Origin of the sequence: Ancylobacter terrae, from assembly GCF_045108345.1 — a bacterium.
Classification (GTDB): domain Bacteria; phylum Pseudomonadota; class Alphaproteobacteria; order Rhizobiales; family Xanthobacteraceae; genus Ancylobacter.
This window is the reverse complement of the sequence record NZ_JBJGXH010000001.1, coordinates 1,913,119-1,933,356: the sequence shown is the minus strand read 5'-3', so window position 1 is coordinate 1,933,356 and position 20,238 is coordinate 1,913,119. Positions and strand designations below refer to the sequence as shown.

At 69.2% G+C, this 20,238-nt stretch carries 13 protein-coding genes; 7 read left to right on the top strand and 6 right to left on the bottom strand.

Features of this window, described 5'->3' with window-relative positions:
* Positions 1–50: 50 nt before the first annotated feature.
* The gene (locus ACEUEL_RS09185; protein WP_405704150.1) at positions 51–2,903 is read right to left on the bottom strand and encodes an Rne/Rng family ribonuclease; all 2,853 of its coding nucleotides are present in this window, start codon (positions 2,901–2,903) and stop codon (positions 51–53) included.
* A 723-nt stretch (positions 2,904–3,626) separates the two neighbouring features.
* Between ACEUEL_RS09185 and ACEUEL_RS09180 the strand changes: the two genes are divergently transcribed.
* Both ACEUEL_RS09180 and ACEUEL_RS09175 read left to right on the top strand, forming a co-directional pair.
* A complete protein-coding gene (locus ACEUEL_RS09180) occupies positions 3,627–4,928 on the top strand; it encodes an N-acetylmuramoyl-L-alanine amidase (protein WP_405704148.1) in 1,302 nt (433 codons plus the stop codon).
* A gap of 115 nt (positions 4,929–5,043) precedes the next feature.
* Positions 5,044–7,470 carry a penicillin-binding protein 1A gene (locus ACEUEL_RS09175; RefSeq protein WP_405704147.1) on the top strand — a complete coding sequence of 809 codons (2,427 nt, stop codon included), beginning with the start codon at positions 5,044–5,046 and terminating at the stop codon, positions 7,468–7,470.
* A 133-nt stretch (positions 7,471–7,603) separates the two neighbouring features.
* Here ACEUEL_RS09175 and ACEUEL_RS09170 read toward each other — a convergent pair whose 3' ends face one another.
* On the bottom strand, positions 7,604–8,215 hold the full coding sequence (locus tag ACEUEL_RS09170) for a glutathione S-transferase family protein (RefSeq protein WP_405704145.1): 612 nt from the start codon (positions 8,213–8,215) through the stop codon (positions 7,604–7,606).
* Between the two features lie 94 nt (positions 8,216–8,309).
* On the opposite strand from ACEUEL_RS09170, the gene ACEUEL_RS09165 reads away from it, so the two are divergent.
* The gene (locus ACEUEL_RS09165) at positions 8,310–8,816 is read left to right on the top strand and encodes an Lrp/AsnC family transcriptional regulator (RefSeq protein ID WP_405704144.1); all 507 of its coding nucleotides are present in this window, start codon (positions 8,310–8,312) and stop codon (positions 8,814–8,816) included.
* A 99-nt stretch (positions 8,817–8,915) separates the two neighbouring features.
* Positions 8,916–10,046 (top strand): peptide chain release factor 2, encoded by a 1,131-nt coding sequence (gene prfB / locus ACEUEL_RS09160; protein WP_405706678.1) that lies wholly within the window; start codon positions 8,916–8,918, stop codon positions 10,044–10,046.
* Between the two features lie 27 nt (positions 10,047–10,073).
* Here prfB and ACEUEL_RS09155 read toward each other — a convergent pair whose 3' ends face one another.
* Together ACEUEL_RS09155 and bcp are read right to left on the bottom strand one after the other, a co-directional pair.
* Positions 10,074–11,300, bottom strand: a complete 1,227-nt coding sequence (locus ACEUEL_RS09155) for a peptidoglycan DD-metalloendopeptidase family protein (RefSeq protein ID WP_405704142.1) — start codon at positions 11,298–11,300, stop codon at positions 10,074–10,076.
* A 112-nt stretch (positions 11,301–11,412) separates the two neighbouring features.
* Complete coding sequence (bcp, locus tag ACEUEL_RS09150) at positions 11,413–11,877, bottom strand: thioredoxin-dependent thiol peroxidase (RefSeq protein WP_405704140.1); 465 nt, start codon at positions 11,875–11,877, stop codon at positions 11,413–11,415.
* 151 nt (positions 11,878–12,028) lie between these two features.
* On the opposite strand from bcp, the gene ACEUEL_RS09145 reads away from it, so the two are divergent.
* Together ACEUEL_RS09145 and ACEUEL_RS09140 are read left to right on the top strand one after the other, a co-directional pair.
* The gene (locus tag ACEUEL_RS09145) at positions 12,029–15,568 is read left to right on the top strand and encodes a YhdP family protein (protein ID WP_405704138.1); all 3,540 of its coding nucleotides are present in this window, start codon (positions 12,029–12,031) and stop codon (positions 15,566–15,568) included.
* 155 nt (positions 15,569–15,723) lie between these two features.
* Entirely contained in the window at positions 15,724–16,869 is a 1,146-nt protein-coding gene (locus ACEUEL_RS09140; RefSeq protein WP_405704136.1) for a transporter substrate-binding domain-containing protein, read from the top strand.
* A gap of 27 nt (positions 16,870–16,896) precedes the next feature.
* On the opposite strand, the gene tyrS is transcribed toward ACEUEL_RS09140, so the two are convergent.
* Complete coding sequence (gene tyrS, locus ACEUEL_RS09135; RefSeq protein WP_405704134.1) at positions 16,897–18,168, bottom strand: tyrosine--tRNA ligase; 1,272 nt, start codon at positions 18,166–18,168, stop codon at positions 16,897–16,899.
* A 110-nt stretch (positions 18,169–18,278) separates the two neighbouring features.
* On the opposite strand from tyrS, the gene ACEUEL_RS09130 reads away from it, so the two are divergent.
* Positions 18,279–19,403, top strand: a complete 1,125-nt coding sequence (locus ACEUEL_RS09130; RefSeq protein WP_405704132.1) for an anhydro-N-acetylmuramic acid kinase — start codon at positions 18,279–18,281, stop codon at positions 19,401–19,403.
* Between the two features lie 341 nt (positions 19,404–19,744).
* Here ACEUEL_RS09130 and ACEUEL_RS09125 read toward each other — a convergent pair whose 3' ends face one another.
* Positions 19,745–20,173 carry a hypothetical protein gene (locus tag ACEUEL_RS09125; RefSeq protein WP_405704130.1) on the bottom strand — a complete coding sequence of 143 codons (429 nt, stop codon included), beginning with the start codon at positions 20,171–20,173 and terminating at the stop codon, positions 19,745–19,747.
* Between the last annotated feature and the right edge of the window lie 65 nt (positions 20,174–20,238).

The window sequence follows — 20,238 nt, the reverse complement described above, 5'->3', positions numbered from 1 at the left end:
CAAAAAGGCCGGGCGCGAGCCCGGCCTTTCGCGTTTTGGGGAAAGGGGTATCAGCCGCCGAACAGCTTGCGCTGCCACCAGCCGGTGCGGCGCGGGCGGTTCGGATCCTCCGCCGGCGGCGCTTCAGGCGGGGCGGCCTCGGCGGCCGGTTCCGGCGCGACCGGCGGCTCATCGCTCCCGGGCTGCCATTCAAGCTCGGCAGCGGTCTCGACGGCCGGCGCTGCCGCGTCGCTGGCGGAAGCCTCCGTCGGCGCGGCCGCGACGGCGACCGGCTCGCCGCTCGCAGCCGGTGCGTCGGATGCAGCCGCTTCCTCGCTGACGACCACGGGAGCCTTCTCCCGCACGGTGGAGCGGCGTCGGCGCGCGGGCTTGGCTGCCGGCTCGGCAACCGGCTCCGGCGCGGCCTCGACCGCGGCTTCCACGGCAGGGGCGTCGGCGTCGGCCGGCGCTGCCGCGGCTTCTCCCGCATCCTTGCGCGTGCGCCGGCCGGTGCCGCGCTTGGCGCGGCTGCGGGGCTTCGGCGCGGGTTCCTCGGTCCCAGCGGTCTCGGAAGCCTCGGCGATGGCTTCCGGCGCGGCCTCGTTCGATGCTTCCGCAGGGGTAATAGTGTCTCCGCCTTCGAAGCGTGCGGCGCGCTCGTCGGCCTCGCTGGCAGGCGCATCGCCCGATGCCGGTTCGGCAGAAGGCGTGACGGCGGTCGTCTCGACCGCTTCGGATCCCGCCTCGACCTCGTCGCCCTCGTCCTCGAACTCGATGCCGCTCAGGGCGGAGTCGTTCGCATCGGAAGCGCCGCCGTTCTCGGCACCACCGTTCTCCCCACCGCCATTGCCGCGCCGCCGCCGCCGCCGACGACGACGACGGCGATTACCGTCGCCACCTTCCTCGCCGCCCGCGCGCCGCGCTTCGGGTCCGGTGGACTCGCGCTGGGACTCGGCCTCGCCGCCGGCCGCAGGAGCCGCTTCGGTGGCCTCGGCCTCGTCGGTCTCCTCGACCTCGTCCTCCACCTCGACCGGCTCGTCCTCGATCGGAGCGAGCGCAGGCGCCGACGGCAGCGGCACCGGGCGCGGATTGGCCGCCGGCTCGCCCTTCTCGATCACGTAGGGCGTATAGCCCGCGAGCGTCGGATCGGCGTTGACGACGATGGCGACGCCGAAGCGGTCCTCCAGCTCGTGCAGGTGCGAGCGCTTGTGGTTCAGCACGTAGAGCGCGGTCTCGGCCCGCGTGCGCACCACGATGTCATGCGTGTTGGACTTCAGCAGCAGGTCCTCGATGGCGCGCAGCAATTGCAGCGCGACCGACGAGACCGAACGGACATGGCCGGTGCCGCCGCAGTGCGGGCACACCTCTGTGGAGCTTTCCAGCACGCCGGTGCGGGTGCGCTGGCGGCTCATCTCCATCAGGCCGAAATGCGAGATGCGGCCGAGCTGGATGCGCGCGCGGTCGTTCTTCAGGCAGTCCTTCAGCTTGCGCTCGACCGCCCGGTTGTTGCGCTTCTCGTCCATATCGATGAAATCGATGACGATCAACCCGGCGAGGTCGCGCAGGCGCAACTGGCGGGCGACTTCCTCGGCCGCTTCCAGATTGGTCTTGAGCGCGGTGTCCTCGATGTTGTGCTCGCGGGTCGAGCGGCCCGAGTTCACGTCGATCGAGACCAGCGCCTCGGTCGGGTTGATGACGATATAGCCGCCGGACTTGAGCTGGACGATCGGCGAGAACATCGCGTCCAGCTGGCTCTCGACACCGAAGCGGGCGAAGACCGGCTGCGGATCGCGGTAGAGCTTCACGTTCTTCGCATGGCTCGGCATGAGCATGCGCATGAAGTCCTTGGCCTCGCGATAGCCCTCCTCGCCGCCGACGAGAACCTCGTCGATGTCCTTGTTGTAGAGGTCGCGGATCGAGCGCTTGATCAGCGAGCCTTCCTCATACACCAGCGTCGGCGCGGAGGAGGCGAGGGTGAGCTCGCGCACGTTCTCCCACAGGCGCAGGAGATACTCGAAGTCGCGCTTGATCTCGGTCTTGGTGCGGTTGGCGCCGGCGGTGCGCAGGATCACGCCCATCCCCTCGGGCACGTCGAGGTCGGAGGCGACCTCCTTCAGCCGCTTGCGGTCCTCGGCCGAGGTGATCTTGCGGGAAATGCCGCCGCCGCGCGCGGTGTTCGGCATCAGCACCGAATAGCGGCCGGCGAGCGAGAGATAGGTGGTGAGCGCCGCGCCCTTGTTGCCGCGCTCTTCCTTGACGACCTGCACCAGCATGATCTGCCGGCGCTTGATCACTTCCTGGATCTTGTAGGAGCGGCCGCGGCGCGGGGCGCTGCTGCGCTCGGGCACCTCTTCCATGGCGTCGTCCGAGCCGACCTGCTCGACGATCTCCTCTTCGCCGCCGACCTCCTCGACGCCGCCCGCGCCGTCGTCGTCGGAATCGGAATTGCGCGAACGGGAGCGGCGGGCCGGCGCCGGACGATCCTCGGCGGGTGCGGCGTCGACGGGCGCGCTCTCGCCCTCGCCCTCGGCGGCCGGGGCTTCGCTGACGCTCTCGTCCTCGGTCCCGCGCTTCGGGCTGGAGCGGCGCGAACGGCCCTTGGCCTTCGGCTCCTCGGCTTCGGCGTCGCGCTTCTGCTGGCGCTCCTCCTCGGCAAGGAGGGCCTGACGGTCGGCGACGGGGATCTGGTAGTAGTCGGGGTGGATCTCGCTGAAGGCGAGGAAGCCGTGCCGGTTGCCGCCATACTCGATGAAGGCGGCCTGAAGGGACGGCTCGACCCGCGTTACCTTCGCGAGATAGATGTTGCCGCGCAGCGGCTTGCGGTTGGCGGCCTCGAAGTCGAACTCCTCGACCCGGCTGCCGCGCACCACCACGACCCGGGTCTCCTCCGGGTGGGTGGAGTCGATGAGCATCTTGTTTGCCATGGAACTCTCAATTGGGGGCACGGCGGCGTCGACCCCGGCAAAGGGGCCCGAACGCGGGCGAGGTGCCCGTAAGCGGTGATCACGAAGAGGTGAGAAGCGTGTGGCGTGTCGCGCAGGGCGTCGGCCGGTCGCGCATTGCGCGAGCCGGACCGATGAGCGGCGGTGAAAAGCACGGTGCGGGCCGGAGCGACGCAACGGAGGATCCGGCCAAGCCGACTTCCTCCGAAATGCGTCGCAGCGGGCGGGTGCTTCATCGTCGTGTGCCGTCGTCCCTCGACCAAACATGGTGGCCGCGACCGAACGGCCCGACCGGCGGCATACGGGGATCCGGAAGCTTTCGGGACGGACGTCGGCAGGCCGGAACCGGGCGGGCCGTCGGCTCAGCAAGAGCCGCGCTGCGCTTCGTCACGCTTCCCGAAAAGGAACCTGTCGTGACGAGGGGCGGATCCTGCTCCGTTACGGGTACGGGTCCGCGCCGCCGGGACCGCGAGAGCCGGACACCTCTTGGCGAACCGGAATGCGAACCATATGCAATGCCCTTAATAGCGGCATGCGCGCGGCATTGGCAAGGCGCGTCTGCGCTGTTCGCGGCGCGCCGCGGCGTTGCCCCCGCGCCACGCGGGAACGCTCCCGGACGCGATGCGGTTATCGACCGGTTAACCGCGTCGCTCTATTCGGATAGGAAGGAAGCTGACCAGGGAGGCCGGCGTCGACATGAGGTGCATGAAGCGGTCCACGGCGATCGCACTCGCGGCCTTCGCCCTGGCCGGTCTACTCGTCCTGCCCGTTGGGGCCGTCCCCGCGAGGGCGGTGGAGGCGGCGCAGACGCCTGCCGTGGCGACCGATGCCCGGCTCGTGGGCGACGAGGAGCGCACGCGGCTGGTGATCGACCTCTCCCGGCCGGTCGATCTCGGCGCCTTCACGCTGGCCGATCCCTATCGCGTCATCGTCGATATTCCCAATGTCATCTTCACTCTCAAGAAGAGCAGCGGCGAAGAGGGGCGGGGCCTCGTCAGCGCCTACCGCTTCGGTCTCTTCGCGCCCGGCAAGGGGCGCGTGGTGATCGATGCGCGGGCGCCGGTATTGATCGACAAGGCGTTCGTGCTCGACCCCATCGACGGCCAGCCGGCGCGTCTGGTGGTCGATCTCGTCAAGACCGACCGCGAAACCTTCCTCAAGTCGGTTGCGGCCCCGGTCCGCCGGGCCATGGCGCCGCCGGCGCCGGTCGCCGATGCGGGGGATCCCCGCCCGCTGATCGTGCTCGATCCCGGCCATGGCGGCATCGATTCCGGCGCCGTCAACGCGTCCGCCGGCATGCTGGAAAAGGACGTCGTGCTGGAGATCGCCCGTATCGCCCGCACCAAGCTGGAGAAGACCGGGCGCTACCGCGTCATGCTGACCCGCGAGGGCGATACCTTCGTGCCGCTCGGCGATCGCATCCGGCTTGCGCGCGACAACCGCGCCGCCCTGTTCATCTCGCTCCACGCCGATTCGCTCTCCGCGCGCGATGGCGACGTCCGCGGCGCGACGGTCTACACCCTCTCGGACAAGGCTTCCGACGCCGAAGCCCAGCGCCTCGCCGACGAGGAGAACAAGGCCGACCTGATCGCCGGCCTCGATCTTTCCGAGGAGCCGAGCGACGTCGCCGGCATCCTGTTCGACCTCGCCCAGCGGGAGACGCGCAATTTCTCCTCGCATTTCGCGCGCACACTCGTCGGCCAGGTGAGCGCCAGCGCGCGCATGCACAAGTCGCCGCTGAAATCGGCCGGCTTCAAGGTGCTGAAGGCGCCGGACGTGCCGTCCGTCCTCTTTGAGCTGGGCTACATGTCCAGCAAGAAGGACCTCGAACTCATGACCTCCGATGGCTGGCGCGCCAAGGTGACGGACGCCATGGTGGAGGCGATCGACGCCTATGTGATCTCGACCCAGGGGCCGGGCGCGGTCGAGGCGATCAGCGCCACCGGGTCGATCGACGCCATACGCGGGACGGCGGCCTCCGCCGTACCGGCCGCGATTAGGCCATAGTTGACCCGCACACGGGCAGGGCGGTGCCGCACGTTCGCGTGGATGGTACGCTGTAGCGGGATTCGGCTGAGGAGCCGCAGTCCCTGGGTTCTTCAGCTTCAGGGAATGGGGCGGCATGCGGCTGCTTCTGCGGTTTTTCGGGTTTCTGTTCGCGCTCGGCACGATCGTCTTCGTGATCGGCGGCGCGGGTGCGGGCTATTTCGTCTGGAAGTTCTCGCAGGACCTGCCGGATTATTCGCAGCTTCAGAACTACGAGCCGCCGGTGATGACCCGCATCCACGCGGCGGACGGCTCGCTGCTGGCCGAATACGCCAAGGAGCGGCGCCTCTATCTCCCGATCCAGACCATTCCCGACCTCGTGAAGGAGGCCTTCCTCTCCGCCGAGGACAAGAATTTCTATGAGCATGGCGGCATCGACCTGACCGGCATCGGCCGCGCGGGCTATGCGTTCATCCAGAACTACGGCTCCGGCCGCCGCCCGCAGGGCGCCTCGACCATCACACAGCAGGTGGCCAAGAACTTCCTGCTGACCAACGAGGTCTCCTTCGACCGCAAGATCAAGGAAGCGCTGCTGGCGCTGCGGATCGAGCGCGCCTATTCCAAGGACAAGATCCTCGAGCTCTATCTCAACGAGATCTATCTCGGCATCGGCTCCTATGGTGTGGCCGCCGCGTCGCTGCTCTATTTCGACAAGTCGGTGAACGAGCTCAACATCGCCGAGGCCGCCTATCTCGCCGCCCTGCCGAAGGGGCCGAACAACTACCATCCGTTCCGGCGCCGCGAGGCGGCTATCGATCGCCGCAACTGGGTGATCGATCGCATGGCCGAGAACGGCTACATCACCGACGAGCAGGCCGCGCAGGCGAAGAACCAGGATCTGGCGGTCATCGTACGCCCCACCGGCGCGCACATCTTCTCCGCCGAATATTTCGCGGAAGAAGTCCGCCGCGAGATCTTCGAGCGCTACGGCGAGGAGAAGCTCTATGGCGGCGGCCTGTCGGTGCGCACCACGCTCAATCCGAAGCTGCAGGTGATCGCCAAGAAGGCGCTGCTCGACGGGCTGACGCGCTATGACGAGCAGCGCGGCTGGCACGGCATCGTCACCCGCATCGAGCCCACCGGCGACTGGGGCGCCCGCCTCGCCACGGTGCGCACCTTCACGGACATTCCCTGGCGCCTCGCGGTCGTGCTGGAATCCAGCGCCGATGTCGCCAAGATCGGCCTGCAGCCGCAGCGCGACAAATCCGGCGAATTGAGCAATGACCGCGATGTCGGTCTCATCAGCGCCGACGGCGCCAAATGGGCGGTTCGCGGCAACAAGACCGGCATCGCCGGCCTGCTGAAGCCGGGCGACGTCGTCTATGTCGAGGCGGTCGACGGCAAGCCGGGCCAGTGGCGTCTGCGACAGCAGCCCCGCATCGAGGGCGCGCTGGTCGCGATGGATCCCTATACCGGCCGCGTCCTGGCGCTTGCCGGCGGCTTCTCCTTCGACGAGAGCCAGTTCAACCGCGCGACGCAGGCGATGCGCCAGCCCGGATCCTCCTTCAAGCCCTTCGTCTACGCCTCCGCGCTCGACAACGGCTACACGCCTTCCAGCGTCATCATGGACGCGCCCTTCGAACTGTCGCAGCAGGGGCAGGCGACGTGGCGGCCGGAGAACTATTCCGGCAAGTTCTACGGGCCGCAGACCCTGCGCTTCGGTCTCGAGCAGTCGCGCAACGTGATGACGGTGCGCCTCGCCAACGATCTCGGCATGCCGACCGTGGTGCAGTACGCCAAGCAGTTCGGCATCTACGACAATTTGCTGCCGGTGCTCGCCATGTCGCTCGGCTCGGGCGAGACGACGGTGATGCGGATGGTCGGCGGCTATTCGATGTTCGCCAATGGCGGCAAGCGCATCAAGCCGACCCTGATCGACCGCATCCAGGACCGCTACGGCAAGACCATCTACAAGCACGACGAGCGCGAGTGCCGCGGCTGCGACGCCGACAAGTGGGCCAACCAGTCCGAGCCGGCCCTGGTCGACCGGCGCGAGCAGGTGCTCGACCCGATGACCGCCTACCAGATCACCTCGATGATGGAAGGCGTGGTCCAGCGCGGCACCGGCACGGCGCTGAAGGCGATCGGCAAGCCGATCGCCGGCAAGACCGGCACCACCAATGACGAGAAGGACGCCTGGTTCGTCGGCTTCACCCCTGATATCGCCGTCGGCGTCTATCTCGGCTTCGACAATCCCAAGCCCATGGGCAAGGGCTCGACCGGCGGCCTGATCGCCGCGCCAGTGGTGCGCGACTTCCTTCAGGTCGCCATCGCCGATCGTCCCGCCGTGCCGTTCCGGGTGCCGCCCGGCATCAAGCTGATCCGCATCAACCCGAAGACCGGCCTGCGCGCCGGCCCGGGCGAAAACTCGATCCTCGAGGCGTTCAAGCCGGGCACCGCCCCGCCGGACAGCTATTCGGTGATCGGTGCCGCCGCCAGCCCCGGCTTCGTGACGCCGGAAGCGGACCGTGCGGTGGGGCAGGGGACGGGCGGCCTCTACTGAGGCGCGCGACGTTGCACGGGGCGGCACGAATGCCGCCCCGGCCCTCTCCCGGGGGTATTTGTCGCTGTATCGTCGTGCGCCGGTCGCTCGCGCGTGGGGCTGGAGCGGTGAATCATTTTCTCCGCTCCATGCCTCAACTTATTGGCAGTGCCTGGAAATCCTCCAGCGCCTCGGCGCGGGCGGCGAGCGTCGCAAGGCGGGGGCAGGCCTCCAGGTCGATCTCGCCCGGCCGCATGTGGTGGGTGAAGCTCCACGCGACGGCGGCGGTGATGTCGGCCTGAAGCGGCGCCTCGCCGAACAGCCAGCCGCCATCCCCCATCTCCGCCTCCAGCAGCCGGTAGGCCTCGCCGAGCTGCCCGCGTATGCGCGATAGCCAGGGCGCGTGACGGCGCTCCTCGGGCCGCAGCTCGTGCTCGTAGACGATCTGCACGGTCTTCTCGCAGCCGGCGAGCGCCAGCCCGACGATCCGCTGGTGCCGGGCGAAGGCCTCGACGCCTTCGGGTGAGAGGCGCCGCCCGGACGGCACCAGGCGGTCGGCATAGTCGAGGATCAGCGTCGAATCCATCAGCACGACGCCCGCGTCGGTCACCAGCGTCGGCGCCTTCACCACGGGGTTGGTGGCGGCGAAGACGTCATAGTGACGGAACACCGAGGTCGATTCATGCGTGAAGGGCAGCCCCATCCGCCGGAGCGAGATGGCGACGCGGCGGACATAGGGCGAATCGAGCATGCCGATGAGGCGCATTGGCGGGGTTCCTGGCCGAGGCTGACCCGTCCAGCATGGCGATGATCGCGCGCCCGTGCCATGCTGCTTCATTCGAAAAACCGGAGTTGCGCCGATGGATTCAAGGTCGAGCCCGCCGCCGCGCCGGACCGCGCGGGCCACGCTCGACGCCAGGGACCTCGACCTCATCGAGGCGCTGCAGCAGGACGGGCGCCTCTCCGTCTCCGAACTCGGCCGGCGCATCGGCCTGTCGCAGCCCGCGACCTCCGAGCGGTTGAAGCGGCTGGAGGCCGATGGCGTCATCACCGGCTACGCGGTGCGGCTGAACCTGCCCGCGCTCGGCCTCGGCATGACCGCGATCATCCGGCTGAAGACCGAGCACGCGCAGATCGCTGCGTGCCTCAGGGCATTCGCGGCGCTGCCCTACATCGTCGAGGTGCACCGCGTCACCGGCGACGACTGCTTCGTCCTGAAGGCGATCGTGCCGGCGCCCGAGCAGCTCGCCACCATCGTCGATTCGATCGGCCGCTTCGGCGCGGTGACAACCTCGCTGGTGCTGCGCAGCGAGGCCGACAAGCCGGTCGGCCGGGCGCTGTTCGCCGCAGCCGGCGCCACGGGCTGACCGATCGGCCCGCGCGAGGCGTTTACAGCCGCGCTTCGCGCCACTATTTTCCGCCGCCTTGCGCGCCCTGCGCCGTCCCTTGAGCCGAGAGTGTCCAACATGCGCGCCGACCTCGCCACGAGCGTCGACGAAATCCGCGAAGCTGCCGGCCTGTTGCGGCAGCACATCGATTTCGACCGCTCCAAGGCGCGCCTCGCCGAGCTGAACGCGCTCGCCGAGGACCCGAACCTCTGGAACGATCCCGATCGCGCGCAGAAGCTGATGCAGGAGCGCGGCACGCTGGAGGACGGCCTCGGCGCGCTGGAACGCATCGAGCGCGACCTCGCCGACAATGTCGAACTGATCGAGCTCGGCGAGATGGAAGGCGACGAGGGCGTGGTCAACGAGGCCGCCGCGTCGCTGGTCAAGCTCAAAGCCGAGGTCGCCCGCCGCCAGCTCGAGGCGCTGCTCTCGGGTGAGGCTGACGCCAATGACAGCTATCTCGAGGTCCATGCCGGCGCCGGCGGCACCGACAGCCAGGACTGGGCGCTGATGCTGCTGCGCATGTACACGCGCTGGGCGGAGCGGCGCGGCTTCAAGGTTGAGCTGATCGAGGAATCTGCGGGTGAAACCGCCGGACTCAAGTCGGCGACCATCCTCGTCAAGGGCCACAACGCCTATGGCTGGCTGAAGACCGAATCCGGTGTCCACCGGCTCGTCCGCATCTCGCCGTTCGATTCGAACGCGCGCCGCCAGACCTCGTTCTCCTCGGTGGACGTCTATCCCGTGATCGACGACCGCATCGTCGTCGACATCAAGGAAAGCGACCTGCGGATCGACACCATGCGCTCGGGCGGCGCCGGCGGCCAGCACGTCAACAAGACCGAATCGGCGGTGCGCTTCACCCACATCCCCACCGGCATCGCCGTGGTGGCACAGGGCGACCGCTCGCAGCACAAGAACCGCGCCACCGCGTGGGAGATGCTGCGCGCCAAGCTCTACGAGCTGGAGCTGAAGAAGCGCGAGGCGCAGGCCGCCGCCGACCAGGCCGCCAAGACCGATATCGGCTGGGGCCACCAGATCCGCTCCTACGTGCTGCAGCCCTACCAGATGGTCAAGGACCTGCGTACCGGCGTCACCTCCGGCACGCCGCAGGAGGTGCTGGACGGCGACCTCGACCCATTCATGGAAGCCGCGCTCGCCCAGCGCGCCTATGGCGGCGGCCCGGCCAGCATCGACGACGTGGACTGACGGACGCTTGGGACGCCGAGCGAACGATCAGCCGGCGCCCTGAAGCCTCAGCCCGGCACGGATGAAGCGCTGCGGATCGACCGGCTCGCCGTTGATGCGCGTCTCGTAGTGCAGATGCGGCCCGGTCGACCGGCCGGTGGAGCCGACGCGCCCGACGATGCCGCCGGTCGCCACCATGTCGCCGACCTTCACCGAGATGGCGGAGAGGTGCGCGTAGCGGGTCGCGAGCCCGTTGCCGTGATCGATCTCCACCATCAGCCCGTAGCCACCGTCGCGCTCCGCGCTGACGACGCGGCCGGCCGCCGTGGCGCGGGCGGGGTCGCCGGTGGTGCCGCGGAAATCGATGCCCGTATGGAAGGCGGCCTGCCCCAGGAAGGGATCGAGCCGCGCGCCGAACCCGCTCGTCGTCTCGACGCTTCCCGGCACCGGGCGGCGGAGCGGCACGCTGTCGAGCCGCTTGCCGAGCCATTTCAGATCGGCCGCCGAGGCGCGGGCGCGCTCGCTGCGGCGCTCGAACATATCGCCCGTCGCGGGCGCGAGCGGAACAAACGGGCCACCGGTCGCGGCCTGCGCGACCCTGGCGGCGGGTCGCAGCGGCGCGGGAAGGCCGAGCGCGGCGAAGACGCTGCGCATGCGGCGCGCCCTGGCGTCCATGCGTGCCTCGACAGCATCGAGGGCCTCGTCCTGCGCCCGCTCCAGCGTCGCGATCCGGGCGCCGAGGTCGGCGATCTCGCTGTCGGCGTCGCGTGGCGGGGTGGCGGCGAGCCGTGCCGGGTTCGGTGTCGGCCCCAATGCCTCGCGCATGTCGGTCGGGGCGAGGATGATCGTGTCGGAAATCGGCGCGGCCTTTGGCGTGCCCTCGCGGGCCGGGGCGGGCGGGGCCGCACCGGCGCTCTCCAGCATGTCGGAGATCAGGCCATGCCGGGCCTCGAGCGTGGTCTGGCGCTGGCGCAGCTGCTCGACGGTGGTCTCCAGCCGCTTCTGCTCGACCAGCTTCTGCGCCCGCTCCTGCATCAATTCGGTTTCGAGCCGCTCGATCTCGCGCTCATAGCCGGCGGCCCGGTCGCTGGTGTGGCTCGCGATCACCCGCAGGGCATCGTCGTGGAACAGGATGTAGCTGGTGGTTGCCGCCGACCATGCGACGAGCAGCACGCCGCCGGCGAGAGCGCTTCCGGCGAGCAGGTGGCGGCGGTCGGGGCGCGCGGTGAACGGCCATGCCCGGCGCAAAGCCATGGGGAAGCCACGCAGGGTCATCGCAACGCCACCGTGCCAGCAGCCCGGCACGGGGATTCGCGCACGGACGACGCACGCGAATCTCGGCTTCCATGGTTAATTAAGCGTTGCGCGGTGCCCGCCGGCAGCGGGCCTACAGCGCGCGGACGGCTTCCAGAACCTCTTCCGCATGCCCCTCGACGCTGACCTTCGGCCAGATTCGCGCCACCTTGCCGTTCGGATCGATCAGGAACGTGGTGCGGGTCACGCCCATATAGGTCTTGCCGTACATGCTTTTCTCGGCCCACACGCCGTAACCCTCCAGCATGGCGTGGGTCTCGTCGCCGGCCAGAGCGAAGCCGAGCTCATGCTTGGTCTTGAACTTGGCGAGCGCCTTCGCCGGATCGGCGGAGACGCCGAGCACGGCCGCGCCGGCGGCCTCGAACGCGGTGCGCAGGCGGTTGAAATCCATCGCCTCGCGGGTGCAGCCGGGGGTGTCGGCCTTCGGGTAGAAGTAGAGCACGAGGCTGCGCCCGGCGAAGTCGGGAAGACGAACCGCGCCGCCATCGGCGCCGGTCAGCGTGAAATCGGGCGCGGCGTCGCCCACGGATATCGACATCTGCCTTCCTTTCGTCGGCTTTTCGCGGAATTCGCGTGAGATGAATGCCGCATGCCGATACGGATTGCGATCCCCTCCGGATCGTTCATCTTGGGGCAGGGGCAGATTCTTGAGCGTGTTGGACGGGATGCTGCGGGAATCCGAAGCGTAGATGACGATCGACCGGACGCAACGGCCGGCGGCCCGCCCGCGCGCGCCGGGAAAGACCCCCGCCCGCGCGCGTCGCCGCGCCCGGCGCCCGGTTGCCCGCGCGCGCCGGAAGCGCTCGTGGTGGGGCGTGTGCGGCTGGTCGCTCGGTTCGCTCGTTCTCCTCGCATTCGCCGCCGGCGCGGTCATCTACGCGCTGTTCTCGACCGGCATCCTGACCGTCGACATGGCGCGTCCCTATGTCGAGCGGGCGCTGGAGCGGCAGATCGGTGGCGGCCACAAGGTTGCCATCGGCGCCATCACCGCCGACCGTGACGCCGATGGCGAGACGCTCCTGCGGGTGAGCGACGTCGTCGTCAGCAATGCCTCCGGAGACATCGTCGCCAGCGCGCCGAGCGCGGACGTGACGCTCGAGAACGACATGGTGCCGTGGATGGCGACACCGCGCCGGATCGATCTCGTCGGAGCGGAACTCAGCGTCAAGATCAACGCCCAGGGCACCATCACCGTCGCGGCGGGGCGCGATGCCAAGCCGCTGCAGGCGCCGACCCGCGTCGCCCCGCCCGCGTCGGCCGCCGGCGAGGCGTCGCCCGCCGCCGCCGCCCCGGCGGAACCCGCCGCGGCTGCGGCTCCGATCGATCCTCTCAACCTGTCGGCGCTCGCCGTTCTCGCGGAAAACCTCGACAAGGGCGGGTTCGACGGCGCCGCGCTGGCCGAACTCGGCCTGAAGGATGGCCGGCTCATCGTCGAGAGCGAGATCAGCGGCCGGCGATGGACCTTCGAGCATATCGGCCTGAGCATCGTGCGCCCGCCGGGCGGCGGCATGACGCTGAACCTGCGTTCCAGCGGCACGGATGGCCCCTGGTCCACCACGGCGAGCCTTGGGGCGCTGGTGGACGGCCGCCGCTCCGTGTCGCTCGCGGTGCGCGACCTCGCTCCCCGTGACCTGCTGATCGCCGCCGGGAAGGCGGATGAGGCCCTGGTCGCCGATTCGCCTCTGTCGATGCAGGTCGCGCTCGACATCGACGGCGCCGGCCGCATCCTCGCGGCGAAGGGCGACTTTTCGGCCGGAGCCGGCAATCTCCAGCTCGGCACCGATGCGGCCGGCCGCATGGTGATCGACGAAGCCTCGCTGCGCGTCACGCTCGACCCGGCGCGACGGGTCATCGTGATCGACGAACTGGCTATCCATGCCGGCGCGCTCGACACCACGCTTGCCGCCGAGATCGACCCGCCGGATGCTGCGGGGGATCCCTGGCGGGTGGCGATCACCGGTGGCAAGGCTCTGCTCTCGGGGGGGGGACCCGATGCCCACAACGATCCGCCGCTGCTGCTCGACAAGCTCGATTTCGCCGGCCGCTTCGAGACCGAGGCGAACCGCTTCGTCATCGAGAAGGGAGACATCAGCGGGCCTTCCGCCGCGGTGAAGCTCAGCGGCGAACTCGATCTCGGCGCGCCGAAGCCCTTCCTCGCCCTGACCACGGTGGGCTCGCCGATGTCGGTGACCTCGCTCAAGCGGCTCTGGCCGATCGTCGCCGCCCCGGATGTGCGCAAGTGGATCTTCGACCATGTCGCGGCGGGCGACGTGAAGAGCGCGACGATCGCCTTCAACGCCCCGCTCGATTCCATCGGCAACAAGGACAAGCCGCTCCCCGCCGAAGGGCTCAGCCTCGAGATCACCGGCACGTCGGGCGTGCTGCGTCCCGTCCCCGGCCTGCCCCCCATTCGCGAGGCGGATGTGACGGTGCAGGCAACCGGGCGCTCCGCCCATGTCGTCGCCAGCAAGGCGGTGATGGAAACGGCCGGCGGCCGTCGGCTGTCGCTGACCGAGAGCGTGCTGGACGTACCCGACACCGCCGCCGACGTTCCCGAGGGCAAGGTACAGGTGCGGATCGAGGGCCCGGCCGCCGCGGCAGTCGAACTCGCGGCCCTGCCGGTGCTGCGGGGCTCGTCGAGCATGGTGCTGGATCCGGCGACGGTCAGGGGCAACATCGCCGGCACCGCTCAGGTGAACCTCAAGATCCGGCCGAAGATGGGCGCGGAGGACGTCGATTTCGCCTTTGAGGCCGACCTCACCAGCTTCGCCGCCGACAAGGTGATCAAAGGCCAGCGTATCGAGGGCGCCACCGTCAAGGTCTTCGCGACGCCGGATGCCGTGGTGCTGCGCGGCGAGGGCAAGCTCGGCGGCGCCCCGGCGAGCTTCGATATGCGTCGGCCGCGGGGCAATGGCGATATCGAGTTCCGCGTGGCGGCCAATCTCGACGATGCCGCCCGCAATCGCATGGATCTCGACCTGGCCGGCCTGTCCGGGACCGTCGTCGTGAAGCTCGCCGGCAAGCTGGGCGAACGCGAGACGCGGGCCGATGTCGAACTCGATCTGACCGGTGCCCGTCTCGCCGAGCTGATCCCCGGCTGGTCGAAGCCGGCCGGCAAGCCCGCCAAGCTGACCGCCCGCGCCACCGTGCGCGGCGACGGCACGCGGCTCGATGATCTCGTCGTGACCGGCACCGGTGTGAACATACGCGGCACGCTGGATCTCGATGGCGATGCCAAGCCGATTTCGGCGAACCTGCCGACATTCCAGCTTTCCGATGGCGACCGCGCCAATGTGCGGATCGAGCGGGTCGACGGCGCGCCGAAGATCACCGTGCGGGGCGATGTCATCGAGGCTCGTGCCTTCCTGAAGAGCTTGCTGGACGCGCCGGTCGCGGGACGCCGCGGCGAGAAGCCCGCCGACATCGATCTCGACGTCAATCTGGGCGTGGTCGCCGGCAACAATGGCGAGACGATGCGGGATGCCGTGCTGCGCATGTCGCGCCGCAACGGCGAATTGCGCACCTTCACGCTCAGCGCGGTGGTGGGCCAGAAGGGCGCCGTCATGGGCGACCTGAAGGTGCGCGAGAACGGCCGCCCGATGCTGCAGATCGTCACCTCCGATGCCGGCGCGCTGCTGCGCTTCGTCGATTTCTACGCCAAGCTCTATGGCGGCGAGCTGTGGGTGCGTGTCGACGCCCCGCGCGGCGACGGCGGGCCGCAGGACGGCATCGTAAACCTGCGCAATTTCGTCATTCGCGGCGAGCCGGGGCTCGATCGCCTGATTGCCGCCGCCCCCGCGGGCGAGCGCGGCGACGGCACGCCCCGCCCGGGATCGACGGTCGCCTTCAGCAAGCTGCAGGTCGACTTCCAGCGCTCCGCCGGCAAGCTCACCATCCGCGACGGCGCCATCTGGGGCACGGCGATCGGTTCCACCTTCGACGGCACGCTCGACTTCGCCGCCGACCGCGCCTCGGTGCGCGGGACCTATGTGCCCGCCTACGGCCTCAACAACCTGTTCAGCAAGCTGCCGGTGCTGGGCTTCTTCTTGGGCGGTGGCCCCAATGAGGGGCTCGTCGGCGTGACCTACGAGATCGTCGGACCGCTCAGCGGGCCGACGCTGCGCGTCAATCCCATCTCCGCCGTTGCGCCCGGCTTCCTGCGCAAGATCTTCGAGTTTCGCGAATCGCAGGATCCGCGTCCGCCGCAGATCGTGGCGCCGACGCGATAAATCGGTAACCATCGATCCGGAGTGCCTTGGCGATCCCGGTCGGCAGGCATTAGCCTACGTCCATGCGGCGACGGCCGGGGCGCGCCGCACGGGTCGGGGTTCCGCCGCGCGTGCCGCTCGCCGGATCGCAGGGCGGCGGACGGGGAGATGGGCGGATGCGTCGCGCGGGCATGCTGGAGATCGTGGCGGTCCTCGTCTGGACTCTGGCCGGTTTGCTCGCCGTGTCGGCCCAGGACATCCGCGTCCATGGCGTGCCGCCCGCGCCCGACGGCACCACCGCGCCGCCACCGGTCCCCACCCAGGAACTCGTCATCGCGACCCGCATCCTGCCGCCGTTCGTCATCGATGACGGCAAGGGTGAACTCGGCGGCTTCAGCGTCGAGCTGTGGAAGGCGATCGCCGAGGAGGCCGGCATCAAGTACCGGCTTCAGCCCTATCCCACCTTGCCGGCGCTCCTCGACGCGGTGCGCACCGGCGCCAATCCGATCGGCATCGCCGCGGTCTCGATCACCGCCGAACGAGCGCTGGTGCTGGATTTCTCGCTGCCGATGTTCCGTTCCGGCCTGTCGATCCTTGTGCCGCAGGGCGGGCGCAGCACGCTGGCGACGTTCATGGGCTACCTGTCGCGCGATACGCTGGCGGTGATCGGTGCCCTCGCGCTGCTTCTGGTGTTGTCCGCCCATGGCTTCTGGTTCCTGCGGCGGGGACGGCCCGAGGGCGAGTGGCGCGTGCCGCTCGGCTACGGGCGCGGGCTCGCCGAAACGCTGTCATGGGCGGCCGAGGCGATGATCGGATTGGGCACCCGCCCGGCGTCCGCCGCCGGGCGTGGCCTCGCCATGACCTGGAAGATGGGGGGCATCCTGCTGGTCGCCTACGTCACCGCGCTGCTGGCGACGACGCTGACGGTGTCGTCGCTGAAAGGCGGGATCGAGGGGCCGAGCGACCTGATCGGGCGCCGCGTCGCGACCGTCTCGGGGAGCACGTCATCGCGCTATCTCAAGGAGTTGAAAGCCGATCCGCTCGATTTCGACACGTTCGAGCAGGCCGTTGCCTACATGCTCGACGGCAAGGCGGTGGCGACCGTCTACGACACGCCGATGATCCTGTTCTACGCCCGCCATGCCGGCCTCGGCCGGGTGAAGGTGGCCGGCATGCCGTTCCGCACGGAGGATTACGGCATCATCTTCCCGGCCGGGAGCGACCTGCGCCGGACCGTGAACGCGGCCATGCTACGCATCACCGAGAACGGCACCTACCAAGCGATCTACGACCGCTGGTTCGGCGCCGAGGGCGCGCGCTAACGCGCGGCCCCCGCTACCGAAAACCCGTCAGGCCGGACGCAGCAGCACGTGCTTCTTCTTGCCGAAGGAGAGCTTGATCACCCCTTCCGGGGTGAGGTCCGCAGGCGTGAGGCGTGCCGCCTCATCAGTCACCACCTTGTCATTGACCCGGAGGCCGCCGGCCTTGATTTGCCGACGTGCCTCACTCGCTGAGCTAACCAATCCAACGTATTGGAAAGCCGTAAGAATGCCGAGGCCGCCAGGCTCGGTCAAGAAAGCCGAATGTACTTCTTGGTTCATCGGCACCGTCGGCAGGTCGGCGGAAATGCCGCCTTCCTCGAAGGTCTTGCGCGCCGTCTCCGCCGCCGCCTCCGCCGCCGCGCGGCCGTGCAGCATGGCGGTGATCTCGGTGGCGAGGATCTTCTTCACCTCGTTGATCTCGGAACCCGCCAGCGCGGCGAGCCGGGCGACCTCGTCCATCGGCAGGGTGGTGTAGAGCTTGAGGAAGCGGGCGACGTCCGCGTCCTCGGTGTTGCGCCAGTATTGCCAGAATTCATAAGGGCTTAGCAGGTCGGCGTTGAGCCATACCGCGCCGTTCACCGACTTGCCCATCTTGGCGCCGGAGGCGGTGGTGAGCAGCGGCGAGGTCAGCGCGTAGAGCTGCTTGGTGCCCATGCGGTGGCCGAGATCGATGCCGTTGACGATGTTGCCCCATTGGTCGGAGCCGCCCATCTGCAGCCGACAGTCGTAGCGCTGGGCCAGCTCGACGAAGTCGTAGGCCTGCAGGATCATGTAGTTGAATTCGAGAAACGACAGCGACTGCTCGCGCTCCAGCCGCGTCTTCACGCTGTCGAAGGCCAGCATGCGGTTCACCGAGAAGTGCCGGCCGACATCCCTGAGGAATTCCAGATAGTTGAGCCCGCGCAGCCACTCGGCGTTGTTGATCATCAGCGCGTCCTTCTGGCCCTCGCCATAGGCGAGATAGCTGGAGAACACGCGCTTGATCGAGGCGATGTTGTCCTCGATCGTCTCCACCGTCATCAGCTTGCGGGCCTCCTCCTTGAAGGAGGGATCGCCCACCATGCCGGTGCCCCCGCCCATCAGCGAGATCGGGCGGTGGCCGGTTTTCTGCAGCCAGTGCAACAACATGATCTGGATGAGCCCGCCCGCGTGCAGGCTCGGCGCGGTGGGGTCGAACCCGATATAGGCGGTGACGGTTTCGGTCCGCAGGAGGTCGTCCAGCCCGGTTTCGTCGGAAACCTGGTGGATGAAGCCGCGCTCGTGCAGCGTGTGGAGGAAATCGGATCGGAAACGGGTCATGGCGGGGCCTGCGGACGTAAACGCGGTGTTTATGGCGGGGGTCTAGTAACAGCTTCGGAGCGCGAACGCACGCCGGTGCAGTCAGTGCAGTGAGGTGGACGATGAGGACGATGAGTGCGATCGGTCTGATGAGCGGCACCTCGCTCGACGGCATCGACGTCGCGCTGATCGAGACCGACGGCGAGAGCGTCGCCGCCTTCGGCCCCTCCGCGACCTATGCCTATTCGGATACCGATCGGGAGGTTCTCTTCGCCGCGCTGGCGGCGGCCGAGGGGCTGACCGACCGCGCGGCCCGCCCGCCCGCGCTCGTCGAGGCCGAGGCGCTGATCACCGCCCGCCACTGCGAGGCGCTGGCGCGCTTCATCGCCGGCCTGCCCGGGGATGCGCGCGTCGACATCGTCGGCTTCCACGGCCAGACCGTGCTGCACCGCCCCGAGATCCGCCTCACCCTCCAGCTCGGCGACGGTCCCGCGCTCGCCGCCGCCCTGCGTGCCGGGGCGCCGGCCGGGCGGGACGCGACGCTCGTGTATGACTTCCGCGCTGCGGACGTCGCCGCGGGCGGGCAGGGGGCGCCCTTCGTGCCGGTCTATCACCGCGCGCTGGCGCGGACGCTCGATCGGCCGCAGCCGCTGCTGGTGCTCAATCTCGGCGGCGTCGCCAACATCACCTATATCGACGGCGAAGCGGACCCGATCGCCTGTGACACCGGGCCGGCCAACGCTCTCATCGACGATTTCGTCAAGGAGCGCACCGGCGCGCCCTATGACGCCGGCGGCGCGATCGCCGCGCGGGGGCGGGTCGACGAGGCCGCGCTCGCCCGGCTGATGGCGCACCCGTTCTTCCGCCTGCCGCCGCCCAAATCACTCGACCGCAACGATTTCCGCCACTGGGTCGCGGAACGGGCGGGCCTCGGCGCCATGAGCACGGAGGACGGCGCCGCGACGCTCACCGCGCTCACCGCCGCCAGCGTCGCCGCCGTGGTGTCGCTGCTGCCCGCCCGCCCGCGCACCCTCGTCGCGGCCGGGGGCGGCGCCCATAACCCGACGCTGCTCGCCATGCTGTCGGAGCGCCTCGGCGTCGAGGCGCTCACCGCCGACGCCGTCGGCTGGTCGACCGACGCCATGGAGGCGCAGGCCTTCGCCTTCCTCGCCGTGCGCGCGCTGCGCGGCCTGCCGCTGAGCTTCCCGACCACCACCGGCGTGCCCGCGCCGATGCCGGGCGGGGTGGTGGGGTAGGGCGGAGCCGGCGCCAGAGTGCGGGCTTCGAGGCCCCGCTGCGCGGGGCACCTCGGCATAACGGGCGTCGCTTACTTCCGGGCAAATGTTGTGCGGCCCCGTCGTCATCCTGAGGTGCCCGAGCAACGGCTCGGGCCTCGAAGGACGCATGACGTCGAAGTTGGGCTGTAGTGGCCTCGCCGTTCCCCGGACAAGCTGCACGAATGTGCAGCGCCGATCCGGGGCCCAGGAGAGAAGTCGCCGAAGCCGGCGTTTTCTGAAGCGCCTGCGGCGGAGTCTCCCCTGGGTCCCGGCTCTGCGCTTCGCCTGCGGCTCCGCGGGGCCGGGACGCGCTGCCGCCCTTAACCCGGCGCGAGCCGTTCGACATCACAGTCGCGAAGCACGTCCATCAGCGTGGTCGCAACCGATTTGGGCCGAGGATCATGGGCAACGAGCGATACGCTCCCGAAAAGCAGCTCAAGCGTGACATCGTTGAAGGAAATGAGCCAGAAGCGCGGTTTCAGCACGCTCCATTGCGCGGCTTCCTCGCTGCCGATCACTTCAGTGAATGCCCAGGGGCGGATCGGGTATCGGCATGAGGCCAACCCCTCGGCGGTCAGTGGTGCGATCCTGAAATCGATGATCTCGGTGAAGCGGAGCACGACGTTGCCGGCGCCCGATCGAGGGGAGGCGGCGTAGCACAGGTATAGATGCTCGCCGTCGAAGAGCGTCGCCGGATTCGCGACAGTTCCGGGCTCGGGGAGGCTCTCCTGGGGTGCGATCAGCTGCAAGGCAGGTCTCTCCGGCCACATCCGCAAGAGATCAGGCTCGGCGGCCGTGCCCGCTCTGTCAATGA